15 protein-coding genes are annotated in these 15,535 nt (G+C 61.5%); all 15 read left to right on the forward strand.

The annotated features are described in order from the left end of the window. The coding region (locus AC11W3_RS00260) for a DHH family phosphoesterase (protein ID WP_484092285.1) at window positions 1-513 on the forward strand (513 nt) is incomplete at its 5' end. Further along, a complete protein-coding gene (gene truB / locus AC11W3_RS00265; RefSeq protein WP_484090901.1) occupies window positions 510-1,394 on the forward strand; it encodes a tRNA pseudouridine(55) synthase TruB in 885 nt (294 codons plus the stop codon). The genes AC11W3_RS00260 and truB, both read left to right, overlap by 4 nt. A gap of 121 nt (window positions 1,395-1,515) precedes the next feature. Next, a complete protein-coding gene (gene rpsO / locus AC11W3_RS00270; protein ID WP_484090872.1) occupies window positions 1,516-1,782 on the forward strand; it encodes a 30S ribosomal protein S15 in 267 nt (88 codons plus the stop codon). A gap of 178 nt (window positions 1,783-1,960) precedes the next feature. Continuing rightward, a complete protein-coding gene (gene pnp / locus AC11W3_RS00275; RefSeq protein ID WP_484090871.1) occupies window positions 1,961-4,051 on the forward strand; it encodes a polyribonucleotide nucleotidyltransferase in 2,091 nt (696 codons plus the stop codon). Window positions 4,052-4,101: 50 nt separating this feature from the next. After that, window positions 4,102-5,358: a M16 family metallopeptidase gene (locus AC11W3_RS00280; protein ID WP_484090870.1), complete on the forward strand. Its 1,257-nt coding sequence runs from the start codon at window positions 4,102-4,104 to the stop codon at window positions 5,356-5,358. 1 nt (window position 5,359) lies between these two features. Beyond that, the gene (gene dut, locus AC11W3_RS00285; RefSeq protein ID WP_484090869.1) at window positions 5,360-5,800 is read left to right on the forward strand and encodes a dUTP diphosphatase; all 441 of its coding nucleotides are present in this window, start codon (window positions 5,360-5,362) and stop codon (window positions 5,798-5,800) included. 87 nt (window positions 5,801-5,887) lie between these two features. Then, window positions 5,888-6,991 carry an aminopeptidase gene (locus tag AC11W3_RS00290; RefSeq protein WP_484090868.1) on the forward strand — a complete coding sequence of 368 codons (1,104 nt, stop codon included), beginning with the start codon at window positions 5,888-5,890 and terminating at the stop codon, window positions 6,989-6,991. A gap of 3 nt (window positions 6,992-6,994) precedes the next feature. Beyond that, the gene (locus AC11W3_RS00295; protein WP_484090867.1) at window positions 6,995-7,606 is read left to right on the forward strand and encodes an L-threonylcarbamoyladenylate synthase; all 612 of its coding nucleotides are present in this window, start codon (window positions 6,995-6,997) and stop codon (window positions 7,604-7,606) included. Between the two features lie 27 nt (window positions 7,607-7,633). Then, window positions 7,634-7,987: a hypothetical protein gene (locus AC11W3_RS00300; RefSeq protein WP_484090866.1), complete on the forward strand. Its 354-nt coding sequence runs from the start codon at window positions 7,634-7,636 to the stop codon at window positions 7,985-7,987. Window positions 7,988-8,094: 107 nt separating this feature from the next. Then, complete coding sequence (gene queD, locus AC11W3_RS00305; protein ID WP_484090865.1) at window positions 8,095-8,463, forward strand: 6-carboxytetrahydropterin synthase QueD; 369 nt, start codon at window positions 8,095-8,097, stop codon at window positions 8,461-8,463. After that, window positions 8,456-9,205, forward strand: a complete 750-nt coding sequence (locus AC11W3_RS00310; RefSeq protein WP_484090864.1) for a 7-carboxy-7-deazaguanine synthase QueE — start codon at window positions 8,456-8,458, stop codon at window positions 9,203-9,205. The genes queD and AC11W3_RS00310 overlap by 8 nt, the downstream gene beginning before the upstream one ends. A 146-nt stretch (window positions 9,206-9,351) precedes the next feature. Beyond that, complete coding sequence (locus AC11W3_RS00315) at window positions 9,352-10,269, forward strand: AAA family ATPase (protein WP_484090900.1); 918 nt, start codon at window positions 9,352-9,354, stop codon at window positions 10,267-10,269. A 26-nt stretch (window positions 10,270-10,295) separates the two neighbouring features. Next, window positions 10,296-11,132: a DUF58 domain-containing protein gene (locus tag AC11W3_RS00320; protein WP_484092286.1), complete on the forward strand. Its 837-nt coding sequence runs from the start codon at window positions 10,296-10,298 to the stop codon at window positions 11,130-11,132. Then, complete coding sequence (locus AC11W3_RS00325; protein WP_484090862.1) at window positions 11,119-13,017, forward strand: transglutaminase TgpA family protein; 1,899 nt, start codon at window positions 11,119-11,121, stop codon at window positions 13,015-13,017. Before AC11W3_RS00320 ends, AC11W3_RS00325 begins: the two co-directional genes overlap by 14 nt. 61 nt (window positions 13,018-13,078) lie before the next feature. Beyond that, complete coding sequence (locus tag AC11W3_RS00330; protein ID WP_484092287.1) at window positions 13,079-15,532, forward strand: tetratricopeptide repeat protein; 2,454 nt, start codon at window positions 13,079-13,081, stop codon at window positions 15,530-15,532. Window positions 15,533-15,535: the final 3 nt, after the last annotated feature.

Consider the following 15,535-nt stretch of genomic DNA (forward strand, 5'->3'; position numbering starts at 1 on the left):
TGCATCTACACGGCGATCCTCAGCGATACCGGGAGCTTCCACTACTCGAACTCGAATCCCGAGGCCTTCGCCATCGCCGGTGAAATGATCGCCAAAGGGGTCAACGCCTGGGACGTCAACGAGCACCTCTACGAGAGCGAGCCGAAGCAGAGGATCGCCCTCCTGGCCCTGGCTCTCTCCGATCTGACCATCTCCTCCAGCGGCGAGTACGCGTCGGTGACGGTGACCCTCGACATGTACCGCCAGACCGGCTCGACTGCCGAGGACACCGACCGCTTCATCAACTATCCGCGCTCGATACGCGGAGTCGAGGTGGCGCTCTTCTTCCGCCAGATCGAGGAAGACCTCTACAAGGTCGGCTTCAGGTCCAAGGGTAAGGTCGATGTGGCGGCCGCTTCGGCCCACTTCGGCGGCGGCGGGCACCACAACGCCGCAGGGTGCACCATCAGGGGGAGCCTCGCGGAGGTGAAGGCGCTGGTCTTCGAACGCCTGGAGCAGATGCGCGGATGCTGAACGGTTTTTTCGTGATTGACAAGGAGCCCGGCGTCACCTCCCATGACGTCGTGGCCATGGTCAGGCGCGCCATAGGGCAGAAGAAGGTGGGCCACACCGGCACGCTCGACCCCTTCGCCACCGGTGTGCTCCCGGTTGCGGTGGGCGAGGGGACCAAGGCGATCCAGTTCCTGGACGAGTCCGAGAAGGAGTACCGGGCCGTGCTCAGGCTGGGCATCACCACCGACACCCAGGATCTCACCGGGACGCCGACCTCGGAGAGGGATTGGACGCACCTCTGCCCGGAGGACCTGGAGCGGGTGGCCAAGAGCTTCCTCGGGCGGATTTCCCAGCTTCCCCCGATGTTCTCGGCCATCAAGCGCGACGGCGTGCCGCTCTACAAGCTGGCCCGCAAGGGGGTGGAGGTCGAGAGGGAGGCCCGCGAGGTGGTGATCCATTCCCTCACCTTCGACTGGATCCGCCTTCCGGAAGCCTCCTTCACCGTGCGCTGCTCCCGTGGCACCTACGTCCGCACGCTGGCCACCGACATCGGCGAGGCCCTCGGTTGCGGCGCCCACCTCATCGAGCTCCGGCGCCTTGGGAGCGGTGCCTTCCGTGAGGAGCAGGCCGTGAAGATCGCGGAGCTCGCCGAGTGCAAGGATCAGGAATCGCTCCTCCTTTCGCTGGACCTGGCGCTTTGCCACCTGAAAAGGCTCGAGCTCAATCCGGAGGGGGGGAGGAAGGTGCGAAACGGCGTGGTTCCCGCGGAATCCGACTTCGTTCAGCCGCTGCCGGACCTCGTGGCCGGCGAGCAGGTGAGGCTCTATGAGGGGGAGAAATTCCTCGCGGTGGCGCAGTGTCAAACCGACTCGAGACTGCGTCTGGCGAGGGTATTCAACTAGCTATTATCCTTTACACGTAGCCACTTTTATGGTACTAAGTTGGGGATGTCGATCTTTCCCGCGCTACTAAACCTGCGTGGTGTCAGATATAATAAAGAAAGTGGAAGGGGGTGGGAATCTCATGTTGGTAACTGAAAAGAAGCAGGAAATCATTTCAGCTCATAAGCTGCACGACTCGGACACCGGTTCGCCGGAAGTGCAGATCGCGATTCTTTCTGAAAGAATCACCTATCTGACTGAGCATTTCAAGGTGCACAAGAAAGATCATCACAGCCGTCGCGGTCTGTTGAAGATAGTCGGTCAGAGAAGGGGTCTGCTCGATTACCTGAAGAAGAAAGACGTCGACAGATACAAGGCGATTATCGCTAAACTCGGTATCAGAAGGTAAGAAAAGGCAGTATACCTCTACGGGTATATTGCCTTTCCTCTTTTTCGCAAGGGCCTAGTGCCCTTTTTCATTGTTGGGGGCGTGGATAAAACTGCCCTGCAGCGCTTCGCCGCGCCTGCAAGGCCCTTTTCTCGGCGGCCCCAACACCAACCACAAGTAGTACATCAGGAGGCCGTAAATGAAACACACAGTACAGGCAGAATGCTGTGGCAAGACCATCAGCATAGAAACGGGCTGGATCGCCAAGCAGGCAAGCGGCGCAGTCATGATCAAGAGCGGCGACACCATGGTACTCGTCACCGCCGTCGCCATGAAGACCGCCAAGGAAGGCCAGGGCTTCTTCCCGCTGACCGTCAACTACCAGGAGAAGGCCTACGCCGGCGGCAAGATTCCCGGCAGCTTCTTCAAGCGCGAGGGGCGTCCCTCCGACAACGAGACCCTCACCTCCCGCCTCATCGACCGTCCGATCAGGCCGCTCTTCCCGGAAAACTTCATGAACGACACCCAGGTGATGGCCACCGTGATGTCGGCGGACAAGGACCATGACCCGGGCATCCTCGCCATGATCGGCGCCTCCGCGGCGCTGATGGTCTCGGACGTTCCCTTCGCAGGCCCCATCGCCGGCGTCAAGGTCGGCCGCGTGGACGGCGTGCTGGTCGCCAACCCGAGCGCCGAAGAGGAAGAGAAGAGCGATCTGGAGATCGTGATCGCCGCCAGCAAGGACGCGATCCTCATGGTGGAAGGGAGCGCCTCCGAGGTCTCCGAAAACGACCTGCTGGAAGCCATCTTCTTTGGCCATGCCGCCGTGCAGCCGATCCTGGCCGCCCAGGAAGAGCTGGCAGCCAAGGTGGGCACCGTGAAGCGCGTCATCGAGCCCCCGGTCGTGAACGCCGAGCTCAAGGAGCGGGTGCGCGCCCTGGCCTACAACGGCATGAAAGAGGCCGTGCGCATCAAGACCAAGATGGAGCGCCACACCGCCATCGACACCATCACCGAGGAGACCATCGCCGCCCTCGCCCCCGAGTACGAAGGGGCAGAGAAGGAGATCAAGGGCTTCATCGAGGACTTCGAGTACGACCTGGTCCGTGAGCACATCATCAAGGACGGCCAGCGCATCGACGGCCGCGACACCAAGACCATCCGCACCATCAGCACCGAAACCGGTCTTCTCCCCCGTGCCCACGGTTCCGCACTCTTCACCCGCGGCGAGACCCAGGCCATCGTGGCCGCCACCCTGGGCACCTCGGTGGACGAGCAGCGCATCGACTCGCTCTACGGCGATTCCAGGAAGAAGTTCCTGCTGCACTACAACTTCCCCCCGTACTCCGTCGGCGAGACCAGCTTCAGGCTGGCCCCGGGCCGTCGCGAGATCGGTCACGGCATGCTGGCCGAGCGCGCCCTGCAGAAGGTGCTCCCCAAGCATGACGACTTCCCCTACACCATCAGGATCGTCTCCGACATCACCGAGAGTAACGGCTCCTCCTCCATGGCCACCGTCTGCGGCGGTGCCCTTTCCATGATGGACGCCGGTATCCCCATCAAGGCGCCGGTCGCCGGTATCGCCATGGGCCTCATCAAGGAAGGCAACGACTTCGCCATCCTCTCCGACATCCTGGGCGACGAGGACCACCTGGGCGACATGGACTTCAAAGTGGCAGGAACCGCCGAAGGCGTCACCGCGCTGCAGATGGACATCAAGATCGGCGGCGTGACCCGCGAGATCATGCAGGCCGCGCTGGCACAGGCCAAGGACGGCAGGCTGCACATCCTGGGCGAGATGGCCAAGACCCTGGCCACTCCGAAATCCGACCTCTCCGCCTTCGCCCCGCGCATCACCACCATCTGGGTCAAGGTCGACAAGATCCGCGACGTCATCGGCTCCGGCGGCAAGAACATCAGGAGCGTCACCGAGGCTACCGGCGTCAGCATCGACATCGAGGACACCGGCAAGATCAACATCGCTTCCACCAACAAGGAAGCCTGCGATCTCGCCATCAAGATGATCCGCAACCTGACCGCCGAGGCCGAAGAAGGGAAGCTCTACATGGGCACCGTCAAGAAGGTCATGGAGTTCGGCGCCTTCGTGGAGATCTTCCCGGGCACCGACGGACTGGTTCACATCTCCGAGCTCGACACCGAGCGGGTAAAGAACGTCACCGACGTCCTCAACGAAGGAGACCGGGTGCTGGTGAAGTGCATCGGCATCGACAAGCAGGGCAAAATCAAGCTCTCCAGGAAAGAGGCGCTGGGCGCCACCTTCACGGAGTAAGACCGCGGGCCTAGCTGGCATTTTCCTGACGTCACGGTATAGTTCAAGCCATGATAAACAAGACCATCCTCAATAACGGTATCCGCGTCATCTCCGAGCGGATACCGTATGCCAGCTCAGTCTCCATCGGTATCTGGGTTGCCAACGGCTCCCGCCACGAAAGGCGGGAGCTGAACGGCGTGGCCCATTTCATCGAGCATCTCCTCTTCAAAGGGACCGAGCGCCGCAGTTCCCTGGACATCTCCAGGGAGATCGACTCGGTGGGCGGTGTCCTCAACGCCTTCACCAGCCGCGAGTACGTCTGCTACTATGCCAAGGTGCTGGACAAGTTCCTCCCCAACGCCGTCGACCTCTTGACGGACCTCTTCCTCCATTCAACCTTCGACCCCGAAGAGATCGAAAAGGAACGCCGCGTGGTGCTCCAGGAGATCAACATGATGGAGGACACCCCCGACGACCTGATCCATGACATCTTCCATCAGCAGTTCTGGAAGGGGCACCCGCTGGGGATGTCGATCCTCGGCGACGAGGAGAGCGTCTCCGGGCTGACCCGTGAATCCATCATGGGCTTCAGGGACCAGATGTACCGCGGGGACGACATCATCGTTTCCGCCGCTGGCAACCTGACCCATGAGGAGCTGGTCTCGCTGGTCGAGCAGCATTTCAGTTCCATTGCAGGCGGCAACGGGCGCAGCGAATGGCCGCTGCCTGTTTATCAGCGCCGGATCGAGCTGGTCGAGAAGGACCTGGAGCAGGTTCACGTCTGCCTGGGCGTCAAAGGCGTCCAGCAGAGCGACCCCCAGCGCTACGACGCCTTCGTGATGAACGCCATCCTGGGCGGCTCCATGAGCTCCCGTCTCTTCCAGGAGGTGCGCGAGAAGAGCGGGCTGGCCTACTCGGTCTACTCCTACCTCGCCTCCCATGCCGACGCCGGATCCCTGGTGGTCTACGCCGGCGCCAGCCCGGAAAACAGCACGGAGCTCATCGAAATCATGCTGCGCGAACTCCGCCGCTTCAAGGAAGAGCCGGTACCGCAGGTGCAGCTGGACGCGGCCCGAGAGCAGCTGAAGGGGAACCTCCTCCTTTCCCTGGAATCGAGCGACAACAGGATGTCGCGGCTGGCCAAGAACGAGATCTACTTCGGCGCTCCCATGCCCCTCTCCGAGATCATGGAGGGCTTCGAACGGGTTGACTCCGACAGCATCATGAGACTCGCCAACAACATCCTCGACAACTCCACCCTAACCCTGGTGATGCTGGGGAGGGTCGGCACGACTTCCTTCGCAGACAGCCAAATCCACGTGTGATATGAACGGTTTCACTGTCAGGATAAAGAGGCTCAGGGAGAGCTCCATCCCGGCCTATCAGACGGAGCATGCGGCCGGCGTCGATCTGCATGCCGCCCTGGATGCCCCGTTCACCCTGCACCCGGGGGAGAGGGCGCTGGTCCCGACCGGGCTTGCCATGGAGATACCGCCGGGCTACGAGGGGCAGGTGAGGCCCAGGAGCGGGCTCGCCCTCAGGCACGGTATCGCCCTGGTCAACTCTCCCGGGACCATCGACGCCGATTACCGCGGCGAGATCGGCGTCATCATGATCAATCTCGGTTCGGACTCCTTCACCTTCAACGACGGGGAAAGGATCGCCCAACTCGTCTTCGCACGCTGCGAAAGGGCCAGCTTCGTGGAGGTCCAGGAACTCGATGAGACCGAGAGAGGCAGCGGAGGGTTCGGACATACGGGAAGGTGAAAAGACGTGAATGGTGAATGGTGAATGGTGAATTAAAACCGCAATGCGCCGCACCCGTCAACTCAACTCACTACTGGGGGTACCGGTATGAAAGATCCTCGCATAAGACAGCTCGCTGAAGTCCTCGTCAACTATTCGGCTCGGGTGCAGCCGGGCGACATTGTCATGATCTCGAGCTCCGGGCTGGAGGCCGCGCCTCTGGTCAAGGAAATCTACGCCCTTTGCCTCGAGAAGGGGGCGAAGTACGTCGAGTACGATTTCACCATCCCCGACATCAACCGCTACTTCTTCAACTCCGCCAATCAGGACCAGATCTCCTACTTCCCAGAGCACAAGCTCGAGTTCATGAAGAAGGTGAACGTCTATATCGGCCTCACCGCATCAGACAACTCGATGGCCATGGCCCAGGCCAACCAGGGCAACATGATCGCCTGGTCGAAGCTGGTGCGCCCGATCGTGGACCGGCGCGTGAAGCACACCCGCTGGGTCATCACCCGCTATCCCACCCACGGGGCCGCGCAGGAAGCTCGGATGAGCCTGGACGAGTACGAGGATTATCTATTCGCGGCCTGCTGCATGGACTGGGAGGAGGAGTCGAGGAAGCAGGATGCCCTCAAGGCCTGCATGGACGCCGCCGACCGGATCCGCATCGTGGCGGGCGATACCGACCTCTCCTTCAGCATCAAAGGGCTCCCCGGCATCAAGTGCGACGGCCGGCTCAACATCCCCGACGGCGAGGTCTTTTCGGCGCCGGTACGCGACTCGGTCGAGGGGTACATCACCTACAACTGCCCCACGGTCTACCAGGGGAAGGAATTCAACAACGTCCGACTGGAGTTCGAGAAGGGGCGCATCGTCAAGGCCACCTCTCCCGGTATGGATGAAGAGCTCAACAAGATCCTCGACACCGACGAGGGGGCCCGCTACGTAGGCGAGTTCGCCATCGGGGTCAATCCCAAGATCCGGGTGCCGATGCGCAACATCCTCTTCGACGAGAAGATCTTCGGCTCCATCCACTTCACCCCCGGCCAGGCCTACGACGAGTGCGACAACGGCAACCGGTCTGCGGTCCACTGGGACATGGTGAAGATCCTGACCGGCGACGGCGAACTTTGGTTCGACGACATCCTGATCCAGAAGCACGGCCGGTTCGTCCACGAGCCGCTTCTGGGCCTGAACCCCAGCGAGTAGAGCATGCTGATCGAGATAAATCCCGAAAACCCGCAACCCCGGCTGGTCAGCAAAGTGGTCGACGCCCTCAAAAAGGGCGGCGTCGTGGCTTACCCGACTGACACGACCTACGGCATCGGTTGCAGCATCTTCAGCAAGAAGGGGATCGAGCGGATCTACCTCATCAAGCAGCGCGACCGCAAGAAACCCTTCTCCTTCATCTGCACCGACATTTCCGAGATAGCACAGTACGCGAAGGTCAGCAACTACGCCTTCAAGGTCATGAAGAGGCTCCTTCCGGGCCCGTACACCTTCGTGCTGGAGGCCAACTCGGTGGTGCCCGACCTCCTGCTCACCAAGCAGCGTACCGTCGGCATCAGGATTCCCGACAACAAGATCTGCCTCGCTATCGTGAAGGAGCTCGGCGCGCCCATCGTCACCACCAGCGCGAATCTCTCCGGCGAGGACCCCATCGGCAACCCCTGGCAGGTGGAATCCGATCTCGGCAAGCTCCTGGACTTCGTGGTCGACGGCGGCGAGCTTACCGCGGATGTCAGTTCGGTGGTAAGTCTCATTGGAGATGTCCCCGAGGTCCTGAGGAAGGGGATAGGGGACGTGAGCTGGTGCGAGAGGTGAGGATGCAGGGGGCGTGGGGTTCGGGTAATGCGTAGGAAAACGGTTCGCAGCGGGATGAGGTTCATGGTGGCCGGCGTCATTTGCGTCATACTGGCCACCTTTTTTCATGCCGAACTTTCACGATTTCTCTTCTGGGGGATGGCCGACGAGTCCCGCCTTACCTATCTCGGCTTCATAGTCGGCTGGATATTGGGAGGGTGGGGTGCGCTCGTTGCCGTCGCGGGATTCGTTCAGGGCAGCACAGCCAACGATCGGGCGCCGCTGGCGCCGACCTTTTTGCTCCTCGCCTCGCTGGTCGTACTCTTTTTCGTACTCGCCTACAACTCCATGACCTCCCCCGCCGCGCCGCGGCTTAAACCGGGTGAGAGCATCGACATCTAGTTCCGCCTCCCTGGCTCCCTCACCTTGCCGCCACTGTTGGTCTTTTTCTGGTCATGCCCCGGGGGCCGTGCTATATTTACCCGCATATCATTAATCACGGAGGAAGCATGTACCGTCTAACCATTCACACAGCCTTCGCCGCGGCCCATAACCTCATCAACTATCAGGGCGACTGCGAAAATCTGCACGGCCACAACTGGAAGGTCGAGGTCTCCATCACCACCAACGAGCTCGACAAGGCCGGCCTGGGCGTGGACTTCAAGATCCTCAAGAGGGAGACCAACGCGCTCCTGAAGACCCTGGATCACAAATACCTCAACGAGCTTCCCCCCTTTTCCACTCTGTCCCCGTCCTCGGAAAACATCGCCCGCTACCTCTACGGCGAGCTGACCAAGATCCTCGGAAACGACAACGTCAAGGTCGAGATCGTCACCGTCTGGGAGTCGGACTTTGCCTCGGCGAGCTACTATGAATAACGCTGCCGGCATGGTCGAATGCTTCTCCTCCATCCAGGGGGAGGGGATACTGGTCGGGCTGCGCCAGGCGTTTCTGCGCTTCTCGGGGTGCAACCTCAACTGCACCTTCTGCGACACCCCGGGGATGACGGCCGTCCCGGAGGAGTGCCTGCTGGAGCTGACACCGGGGCGACGCGACTTCTTCCCGGTGCCGAACCCGGTGAGCTGCGACCGGGTCCTCTCTCTCATCGAGAGCTGGACCATCGGCTGGCCCGGTACCCATCATTCGATCAGTGTCACCGGCGGAGAACCGCTGCTGCACGGAGCCTTCCTGCTGGAGTGGCTTCCCAAGCTGAGGAGGCTCCTCCCCATCCACCTCGAGACCAACGGCTCTCTCCCGCAGGCACTCGAGCCGCTCCTCCCACACCTCGACTACATCGGGATGGACATCAAGCTCCCTTCCGCCTCAGGCTGCAACGGGCTCTGGTACGAGCACCAGGAGTTCCTGAAGCTTGCCTCCCAGAGGAAGGTCTACGTCAAGGTGGTCATCGACCAGACCACCGCGGATTGGGAGATCCAGCGCAGCTGCGACATGATTGCGGCAGTCGACGAAGAGATCCCGCTCATCCTGCAGCCCGTTACCCTTCCCGACGGCACCATCCCGACCTCGCCTCTGAGGATGCTGGAGTTCCAGGAGATCGCCTCCCAGCTCAAGGAGGTCCGGGTGATCCCCCAGACCCACAAGTTCATGGGGCAGCTTTAGAGGGGGATTCATCCCCCCTGAAAGCCTCTGATATTTCGAAAGGGGACTCCCCGGGGGCCCCTTTTCTATTACCAGCCCTCTCTGCTATAATGAATCGGTTGCTGCCCAGGAGGTGCACGTTGGAAAGCCTGCCCAAACGCGACGACATGGTGGCGGTCCTCGACAATCTGGTTGGCCAGCATCTGAAGGGGAAGGGGAGGGCGGTGAGGCTCTGCCTCATGACCCTGCTGACCGGGGGGCACATCCTGCTGGAGGATATCCCCGGTCTCGGCAAGACCACCATGGCGCTGGCCTTCGCCAGCTCTCTCGGGCTCTCCTTCGGGCGGGTCCAATGCACCAGCGACCTCCTTCCCTCCGACATCACCGGACTCTCCATATACGACCGCACCGAGGGGCGTTTCACCTTCATACGAGGGCCCATCTTCAACAACATAGTCCTCATCGACGAGATCAACCGGGCCATGCCCAAGACCCAGAGCGCCCTCCTGGAGGCCATGGAGGAACGCCGGGTGACGGTGGAGGGGGTGACCTACCAGCTTCCCGACCCCTTCCTGGTCCTCGCCACCCAGAATCCTGTCGAACAGGTGGGGACCTATCCACTTCCCGAATCGCAGATGGACCGCTTCATCATCAAGACCGGGATAGGGTACCCCCCCGAGGAGACCGAGAAGTCCATCTTCATGCACGGCAGCATCCGCGAAGAGATCCTCCATATCGCCCCCATGATCGGCAAGGAGGATCTCCTGGAAGCGATCCGGACGGTGAAGACCCAGGTCTACATAGGGGAGAGGGTGACCGATTACGTCTACGCCATCGTCAAGGCGACCCGCCAGCACCCGCTCATCCTGACCGGCATCTCGACCCGCGGAGGGATCGGGCTGGTCGATGCCGCCAAAGCCGCGGCATACCTGCACGGGAGGTCTTTCGTCATCCCGGAGGACGTAAGGGAGGTGGCGCGGGTCGTCTGCGCGCACCGCCTGATCTTCCGCCCCGAGCAGGAAGGGGTGGACAAGGAGCAGATATTAAGCGCGATACTGAAGGAAATACCGCTCCCTCTCACATAAGTCTCACCAAGGGGGGGGCGTTTTACGTGGCGTCCACGCTTCTTCTGGGCGTTGCAGCGGTAAACACCGGGAATAACCTTCTCTTTCTCATCGTCTCAGCCATGCTCGCCTTCATGGCGGTTTCCGGTTTGCTCGGTTGGATGAACATCCGCGGCCTCTCGCTCACGGTCCGCGTCCCCGACGAGCTCTACGCCGGGACCAGGACCCTCGCCTCTGTCCAGATAGAGAACCACAGGAGGTTCCTGCCATCCTTTCTCCTCACCGCAACCATCGCCGGCCGCCCCGTCCACTTCCTGATGCTGGACCCCCGCAAGCCCCAGACCGCTTCGCTCCTCGTCTCCTTCGACCACCGCGGCAGGCGAAGTCTGGAGAGCGCCCGGATCAGCTCCCCCTTCCCTGTGAATTTCTTCATCCGCTACACGATGATTCCCGTTCCGGGGTCCTTCGTCGTCTTTCCCGCGCCGCGTACCGCGGGGGGGCTGTTCCAGGGGGGGAGGCCCGATGCCGGGCAGGCAAGGGACATTGCCGCCAAGGGGTACGAAGGGGAGGTGGCCAAGATCACGGATTACACCGGAGGGGAGCCGCCGAAATTCATCCACTGGCGCCTGTCGGCCAAGCACGAGGTCCTGAAGGTGAAGGAAATGACGGCCACGGCAGAGGAGCCGGTGGTCCTGGAACTGGACCAGATCCCGGGGCGGGACCTGGATGAGCGGCTGTCGTACTGCTCCTACCTGGTGAACCGGTTCATCAAGGAGGGGCGTCCGGCGGGCCTCAAACTCGGCGACCAGGTGATTCCCCCCGGCGCCACCAGAACGCACAGGCTGAAACTGCTCGGAGAGCTTGCGGTATATGGTCAGAATTAAGGGGCTTCTCAGCGGGCTTACCGTCTGCATCGCGTTAATAGGCTACCTCCCCCTCCAGCCGTACCTGGACCCCATCCCCCGGTTCCTCTTCCCGGCCGCACTGGTCGCGGGGATCTATCTGGACCGAAGCAGGCGGACCCTCTCGGGGCGCGTCCTGACCCCGCTTTCCATCGCGCTTTTCCTCTACTTCGCGTCGGGGTTCTCGCTGAACAACATGATCCAGGTCACCGCCGACCTGCTGGTCATCTTCCTCGGCATCAGGATGCTCGGCGAGCGTAGCGGCAGGAACTATCTCCAGGTCTTCGCCCTCTCCCTCTTCTGCCTGGCCGCCTCGTCGCTCTACAACCTCTCGGCCCTCTTCATCCTGTACCTCCTCCTGCTCCTGCTCCTGCTGGGGGTCTCCCTGGTGGTGCTGACCTTCCATGCCCAGGACCCTGAGCTCACGCTGCGGAAGGAGGAGGTCAAGAAGGTGCTGGGGGTGGCGGGCCTTATGCCGGTGGCCTCGCTCCCGATCCTCCTCTTCCTGTTCGTGGTGCTCCCGAGGACCCAGTATCCGCTCTGGGATTTCATGAACCAGCCCGGGGAGAAGAAGACCGGTTTCACCGACCGGGTAAGGCCCGGTGGCTCCTCCTCCGTCTCCGAGGTGAAGAGCGTGGTGCTGCGCGCCACTTCGCAGCGTGTTCCCGATCAGAAGCTCTACTGGCGCGGCATAGTCCTCAACGGCTTCAAGGGAAACGACTGGGTGCGCCTTCCTGTCCCCGAAAACGAGCAGATCATCAGGGTGGGGCAGGGGACAGCGGTGCACCAGGAGATCTACCCCGAGCCCTCTCGAAACCCGTATCTGCTGGCCCTGAACATCCCAAGAAGCATCTCGGGCCTGCGCAACAGCGCCTTCGGTGATGACGTCTTCATGGCCCAGTATGCCCCGGACAAACGGGTGAAGTACCAGGCGGATTCCGTCCTGTCAGAGGTCATTTCCGTGAAAGGAGACGTCGACCGAAAGTTCTACCTGGCCCTCCCGCCGACGGTCTCGGACAGGATGCGGGCCAAGGGGCTCGAGTTCGCGCGTCCGGGGCTGAGCGTCCCGGAAAAGCTCAGGCTGGTCGAGCGGTTTTTTCGCGGGCAGAGCTTGGCCTATGCCACCACCGGTCTCCCCACGGGGGCCGATCCGCTGGACTCGTTTCTCTTCGTCAAGAAAAGGGGGCACTGCGAGTTGTTCGCCTCGGCCTGCGCCACGGTGCTGCGGCTGGCAGGGGTGCCGGCCCGCCTGGTCGGGGGCTACCGCGGAGGGAGCTATAACGCCATGGGAGGCTACTACCTGGTGACCGAAGACATGGCGCATGTCTGGGTCGAGGCCTTTGACCCGGATCGCGGCTGGGTCTCCATCGACCCCAGCGCCTGGTCCATCGGCTTCGCCCGCAATAACGGGGCGGCGAGGCAGTTGCGGATGTATGTCGATGCGCTCGGGTTCTTCTGGAACAAGGCGGTTATCACCTATGACCTGGACAAGCAGATCTCGCTCATCAGGACCGCCGGCGGCAAGGCGCGCAATCTGCGGCTGCCGCAACGGTTCTGGAAAACTCTGGCCGGCGTCGCAGCGGCCCTGGTGATGGTGGCGGGTCTGGTTTTACTCTACCTGAAGGCGCCGAGGAGCCGGGAGGAGAAGATCCTCAGGCGCTTTATCCGTGTGGTCAGGAAGCGCTATCCTGCTGCATACCGGGAAGGAGCTGGGCTCTTCGAACTTGCGGACGGGGTCGGCGATCCTCAGGTCAGTGAGTTCGCCTCTGTCTACGGAAGCGCGGTTTACCACGACAGAACACTCAGCCCAGACGAGCTTGCGAGGCTAAAGCAAATCATTCGCGCCCTTAGGCAGCATCAGTCTTGACACGGAAGCCCGTTTGTTTTAGTTTTAGCACTTAATATTTCTGCGTGATACGAGGCGTAAATTGGCTTCTAAAAAGGATAAATATCTCGAGAGTGCTCAGCGCTTCCTACTGAAAGGCCAGCTGGACAAGGCCATCAAGGACTACCAGCAGGTGGTCGCGCTCGAGCCCAAGGAGATCAGGTACCGACAGAAACTTGCCGAGCTCCTGGTGCGTGACAACAGGAAGGAAGAGGCCATCGCGCAATACGAGGACATCGCCAAGGACTATGCCGAGAACTCCTACTTCCTGAAAGCCATCGCTGTCTACAAGCAGATCCAGCGTCTGTCCCCCGGGAACATTGCAATCACCCTCCTGGTTGCCTCACTGAACCACAAGCAGGGACTGGTCGGCAATGCCTTTGCGGAGTACAGCCAGGTCGTTGCGCAATACGAGAAGGAAGGGGATCTCAATGCGGCGGTAAAGGTCCTCGAGCAGATGCTGGTGGTAGACGGCGACCATGCTGCGACCAGGCTTAAGCATGCCGAACTCCTCTTCTCCACGGGTGCCGGCGATGCCGCCTACGACGCCTTCGCCAGTTTGCTCACCTCATTGAAGACACGCGGCGACGGTGCGGCGGCGAAGCAGGTCGGGGAGCGCATGCGCCAGCTCTTCCCTGACCGGCAGCAGGATGACCTGGATGAAGTATCGGCAAAGATTGCCGCGGGGGACTATCCAGCCGCCATCGCCGCCCTTAAGGAGAAGGTCAAGCGGGATCCCCGAAGCATTGCCGCCTGGAAGCTGCTGACCGAAGCCGAGCGCAAGGCCGGGAATTCAGCCGGTTTGAAGGAGGCATTCCACCAGATGATGAACCTCTTTCCGGACGACCTCAGCGTCCTTGAGGGGGGCATCCGTTTTCACCTGGATAGCGGCGATTGCCGCGGGGCATTGTCGCTTCTGGAACTTCACCTGCCGCGCTTCATCGACCATGGCGCGTCGGCCACAGCCGAAGCCGTCTTCCTCTCCTTTCCCCCGGATTTCGCCCGGGAACCGCGCCTTCTTGACGGGCTCAGGCGGCTCTACGAGGCGGCGGGAGAGTTCGACAAGCTGGGAGCCCTGGAGCAGCAGAGCCAGGCCGCAGGGGAGAGTTATTCGACGCAGGATCCTTTCTCGTCCCCGGAGACCGAGGCGCCGAGCGCCTTCGAGCCCGCACCCGCTCAACCGGAAGCCCCGAGCGCTTTTGATACTCCCGCCCCATCTGAAGTTACCGGGGTAAGTGTAGGAGAGGCGGCAATGCCCGATCTCGCCTCTCACTGGGAGGAAGAGATAGAGCTGGATCTTGATGACGATGGAGGGATGACCAGCGAACCGGCAGTGTCCGAGGTAGAGCTGCCACTCGATTTCTCGAGGTCTCTGGAACTTGAGGAGTTCCCTGCGGAAGAGCCGCCTTGCGCCTTTGGTGAGAGTGTCGAGGTAGGATCTCCTTTCGCAGAGGCTCCATCTCCGTTTGGAGAGGAGGCCGCCTCGCCGTTTGAAGAAGCTCCCTCTCCGTTTGGCGAAGGGGAGCCTCCGGTTGCGGTTGCAGAAGAATCCGTCTTCTCCGATGCTTTCCCGGCCGCCTCACCGTTTGAGGAGGCGCCAGCATTTGGCGACACCGCTGCTCCCGCCGAGGCACCTTTCCCTGTAGAAATAGAGCTGCCGTCTGATCCTTTTGTTTCCGATGACGATGCGTCGTTAACTGCTGATGACGAAGGGCTGCTCGATCTGGATCTGCCGGATGACTCCGACTTCCCTGACATCGAGTGGGCGGAAGATTCGCAAGAGGCTGTGCAGCTTGATGAGCCCGAATCTGCTCATGAATTAGAGCCGGCCCTTGAGATCGAACCTGCCGATGAGATCGAGGCTGCACAGGAGATCGAGGCTGCACAGGAGATCGAGGCTGTGCAGGAGATCGACCTTGCCCATGAGACCGAGCTTGGCCATGAAATCGAGCAGGTCGACGCTCATGAACTTGAGCTGCAGCTTGAAGAGGCGCAAGAGGCCGAACAGGCACTTCCAGAGACCGAGCCCAAGGTGACGCATGGATGGCAGGAAATCTTCCCCGCCATCACCGCCGAACAGGCCGACGACCTTGATGAGCTGGAATCCCATTACGATCTGGGCGTGGGGTACAAGGAGATGGGGATGTACAGCCAGGCCATCAAGGAGTTCGCCGTAGCGGCGGGCAATCCCCAGCGCCGGCTGGATTGCCTGACTCTACAGGCTGTCTGCTACCGTGAAAAAGGGGAGCCTGAAAAGGCGCAGGATCTTCTGCAACGCGGAAGGGATCTGGACGTCCTTTCGGACGGGGAGTGGGTGGCTTTGAGCTACGAGCTGGCCTATCTCTACGAGACCGGCGGTTCAGTCGACCAGGCGGTCGAGCTATACCGCGAGGTACACAGGCATAATCCCGGCTTTCATGACGTGGCTCAACGCCTCTCGTCGCTGACGGGCGAGGAGCCGCTCGATATTATCGACCTCGACCTGGAAGAGGGGTAGCCC

This window comes from Geomonas sp. (assembly GCF_056994735.1).

Coding starts and splice junctions, on each gene's coding strand:
- rpsO (WP_484090872.1), top strand. CDS start 1,516: ATGTTGGTAACTGAAAAGAAGCAGGAAATCATTTCAGCTCATAAGCTG.
- pnp (WP_484090871.1), top strand. CDS start 1,961: ATGAAACACACAGTACAGGCAGAATGCTGTGGCAAGACCATCAGCATA.
- AC11W3_RS00280 (WP_484090870.1), top strand. CDS start 4,102: ATGATAAACAAGACCATCCTCAATAACGGTATCCGCGTCATCTCCGAG.
- dut (WP_484090869.1), top strand. CDS start 5,360: ATGAACGGTTTCACTGTCAGGATAAAGAGGCTCAGGGAGAGCTCCATC.
- AC11W3_RS00290 (WP_484090868.1), top strand. CDS start 5,888: ATGAAAGATCCTCGCATAAGACAGCTCGCTGAAGTCCTCGTCAACTAT.
- AC11W3_RS00295 (WP_484090867.1), top strand. CDS start 6,995: ATGCTGATCGAGATAAATCCCGAAAACCCGCAACCCCGGCTGGTCAGC.
- AC11W3_RS00300 (WP_484090866.1), top strand. CDS start 7,634: ATGCGTAGGAAAACGGTTCGCAGCGGGATGAGGTTCATGGTGGCCGGC.
- queD (WP_484090865.1), top strand. CDS start 8,095: ATGTACCGTCTAACCATTCACACAGCCTTCGCCGCGGCCCATAACCTC.
- AC11W3_RS00310 (WP_484090864.1), top strand. CDS start 8,456: ATGAATAACGCTGCCGGCATGGTCGAATGCTTCTCCTCCATCCAGGGG.
- AC11W3_RS00315 (WP_484090900.1), top strand. CDS start 9,352: ATGGTGGCGGTCCTCGACAATCTGGTTGGCCAGCATCTGAAGGGGAAG.
- AC11W3_RS00325 (WP_484090862.1), top strand. CDS start 11,119: ATGGTCAGAATTAAGGGGCTTCTCAGCGGGCTTACCGTCTGCATCGCG.